Origin of the sequence: Streptomyces sp. NRRL S-118 (genome assembly GCF_000716335.1) — a bacterium.
Lineage (GTDB): Bacteria > Actinomycetota > Actinomycetes > Streptomycetales > Streptomycetaceae > Streptomyces.
Map to the genome: position 1 here is coordinate 1 of NZ_KL591047.1, position 3,360 is coordinate 3,360.

At 70.0% G+C, this 3,360-nt stretch carries 3 protein-coding genes; 2 read left to right on the plus strand and 1 reads right to left on the minus strand.

What is annotated here, in order from left to right:
• The first annotated feature begins 477 nt into the window (after positions 1 to 477).
• Both IH00_RS0136165 and IH00_RS44855 read left to right on the plus strand, forming a co-directional pair.
• Positions 478 to 1,380, plus strand: a complete 903-nt coding sequence (locus IH00_RS0136165) for an RICIN domain-containing protein (RefSeq protein WP_158828189.1) — start codon at positions 478 to 480, stop codon at positions 1,378 to 1,380.
• 550 nt (positions 1,381 to 1,930) lie between these two features.
• Positions 1,931 to 2,158: a hypothetical protein gene (locus IH00_RS44855; RefSeq protein WP_234335118.1), complete on the plus strand. Its 228-nt coding sequence runs from the start codon at positions 1,931 to 1,933 to the stop codon at positions 2,156 to 2,158.
• A gap of 40 nt (positions 2,159 to 2,198) precedes the next feature.
• On the opposite strand, the gene IH00_RS45205 is transcribed toward IH00_RS44855, so the two are convergent.
• On the minus strand, positions 2,199 to 3,360 hold a 1,162-nt coding region (locus IH00_RS45205), incomplete at its 5' end, for an NB-ARC domain-containing protein (RefSeq protein ID WP_267882637.1).

Sequence of the window (3,360 nt, forward strand, 5' to 3'; positions counted from 1 at the left end):
CGGCCACGCTGTTCGGGCCCTGGTCGTGGATCACCATCGCGGCTTACTCGGACGGGATCGACGTCCTGGACCTCGGCTGGGCGGGCTGACGGGCGTCACGCCACGTCAGCGGCCGCATCCGTCCAGGTGCGGCCGCAGTCCTCGCACCGCACGACCGGCGGCTGGCCGTCGCCGCTGTTCCCGTGAACCCTTTCAAACAAGTGCCCTGGTGCACGGCCTCGTAGTGCGCTGTTGCACGCTTCCTGCGCCGTAGTTTGCGCTCTGTCAAGCGGCGTTGGAGTCACCAACGATGGGCGACACCCCGTCTAAGGAGGGCCCATGACCAGTCGCGCACATCGTTCCAACATATGTGCGGTGTCCCCGATTGCTCGCACTCCGGAGCAGCCACCCACCGCGACACGCTCCGGCAGCTGGCAGCCAGCGAGGTCCCTAGCCGTGCGGGCGAGTTCGGCTGTGGTGGCAGTGATCCTCGCTCTGGTGGCGACGATAGCTGCGCCCGCCGCGAGCGCGGCCGATCAGCAGCTTTGGGCCGAAAACGCCTATCTGGCCAACCCGAGCACCGGCAGGGTCGCGGACGTGGAGGGCTTCTCGACGGCGTCAGGTGCAGGGGTGCAATTGTGGTCCTTTCACGGAGAGCAGAATCAGCGCTGGCAGTTCCTCCCTCGCTCGTCCAACCCTTACACCTGGGAGATCAAGGCCTCCCATAGCCGGATGTGCATGGACGTCGAAGGAGGCAGTCGCGCGGCAGGTGCCCGTATCCGGCAAGCCCCGTGCAACGGCGGCTGGAGCCAGGCCTGGGAGCCATTCGTCATCCGCAACGACAGTTCGGGCCAGCCGGTGTACCGCCTGGTCAACGACAACAGCCACCTGTGCCTACAAGCCGCCAACACAATCGGGGATGGCGCTGTCCTGTACCAGGCATCATGCGCCGCCAATGCGGGCCAGGAGTGGCTCCTGACCCACCCTGTGAGCAACCCCGCTAGCGACAAGGTCATGGACGTGTGGGGAGAATCCACCGCAGCCGGGGCACCCGTATGGCTGTGGTATTACTGGGGCGGGCGCAACCAGGATTGGTATACCAGTACGCTGCCCGACGGTTACGCCTCCCAACTGTGGGTCGTTCATTCCCGCCAGTGCCTGGACCTGGCAGGCAACTCGACTGCCGACGGCACCGCACTTGTCCAGCAACCCTGCGACAGCCGTAGTGCCACTCAGCGTTGGAGGTGGGAGGTAGTTGCTGTGGACACCTACAGGTACGGGCTCTACCGCCTCCGCAACACGACCGCCAACCGTTGTGTGACTGCCCCCAGCACCACCGCTGGCACCCGCTTGGTCATCCGGGACTGCACTGACGCCCCCAGCCAGCAGTGGCGCCGGTAATCCGACGTTTTTCCAAACCTGCACCCCGGAGGGTAGGCGCCGGTCGGAACGACGCCTACCCCCATGCTCGTCACAGACGTGCCGCGTCGCTCTGCGCCTCAGTCTCGGACCAGACCCGGCCGGGGGCGCGGCGTATGCCGCTACTGCGCACCTGGGCCGCGGCCGCGCGGCGGCCCAGGTCCTTCTGCTTGGGCGGCCATTGAGGCGCCAGGCGACAGCCCTGGAAACGGTACGGTCGTAACGTTTCCGGCTCTTGCAGAGCCCCCGCCAGGTTGGGAAGCAGGACTGCGAAGTGTGAGCAGGTCGATGGCCGGTCGGTACCGCCGCTCACACCACTCCACATCAATCGGTCGGCTGCCCAACGGTCCCGCCCCCTGCCTGCCCCCGCCAGTGGGCCAGGTTATGGCGGGTGGTCAGGGTGCGGGGGTGGTCGGGCCCAGCACCCGCACTATCTCCTCCAGCAGTTCGGCGAACGCGGCCGCGGCACCGGCCGCATCCCCCGCATCCCCCGCCAGTAGGCCAGCTCGTGGCGGGTGGCCAGGGTGCGGGGGTGGCCGGAGCCGAGGCGGCTGCGGGTGGTGGCGGCCAGGTGGCCGTAGTGCTCTACAGCGGCGGTGATCTGACCGGATTCACCGAGACTGCGGCCGGCACGATCCAGCACCGCGTGGGCGTCTGGCCGGCACAGGGCTTCTTCGGCGTGGCGGGTGAGGGCTTCGGTGTTGACGCGAAGGACCTGGGCGAGGGCGGTGTCGCGTTCGATGTCGGGCCATGCGGCTAAGAGGGCGTCGGCGGCGGTGCGGGCGTACTGGCTTTTTTGCTCATGGGTGAGGGTGTCGCGGGTGGTGCGCTGGATGAGCTGGTGGATGCGGACGGCTTGGTGAGGGGTGTCCGGCCTGTGGTCGATGAGGCTGAGCAGGTCCAGGGTGCGCAAGGCGCGCACCGCGTCGCGGTGGGAGACGGGGGCCGGCGTCGCGGTGATGCCCAGGCTGGTGCCGGTGCGGTGGGCAGCAAGGTGAGCGCGGGCGGTTTCGCCGGTCAGGACGTCCCGGGGGATGCCTGGCATCGAGCAGGGCGGCGAGGTGGAGCATGGGCCTGGCCAGGCCGGCGGGGCGGAGTGTGTCGGCGCGGGCGATGGACAGGGACCAGGCGGCGGCGAGGGCGACGGCCTGTTCGTCGGGCAGGGCGTCGGGGGCGAGGTCGGCGAGTGCGCTGGCTTGTTCGTCGGCCAGCCGGTCGCGATAGCTGGCGGCGCTGTCGCCGGAGTCGATCAGGTAGGCGGCGGCCAGGGCCAGGGCCAGGGGCAGGGGCAGGTGACCGAGTTCCGCGGCCAGGGCGGTGAGCTGGCCCGGCGGTTCGGCCCGGCCGTGTGAGGCCAGGGACGTGGTGAGGTAGTCGACGGCTTCGGCCTCCGTGAACCGGCCGACTTCAACCCGATGGCGGCCCTGGCCGGTCAGGGCGGCGTCCCGGCGGCGGGTGGTGACCAGGGTACGGCCGTGCGGGCTGGCCGGCGGCCACAGCTTGTGCAGGTCCGCCGGGTCGGCGACGTCGTCCAGGACGATGAGCCACCGGCACGGCCGTTGACCGGCTTTGGGGGTCAGCCAGGCCAGGATGTATAAGAGACAGGCCAGGAAGGTGCGGGCGGCCTGTTCGTCGGGGTCGTCGGGGTCGGCACGGCACAGCTCCACACCGGCCTGCCCGTATGCGGCCACGACGGACGGTCGGCTGCCGGCGGTGATCCAGAGCAGGACGTCGAGGCCGCCGGTGTCCCAGGCGGTGCGGGCGTAGTCGGCGGCGAGCTGGGTCTTGCCGACCCCTCCCATCCCGGTCAGCACCTGGCACAGGACTGCGGTGCCGCCCCCCTCGATGACGGCGCGCAGCCGGTCCGCCTCGGCGCGCTGCTGGAAGCACTGCGCCCGGAACGGTATGACGCCGACCTGGTGGGGCCAGGGCGCGGGTTCACGGGGGCCGGTATGCCGGTGA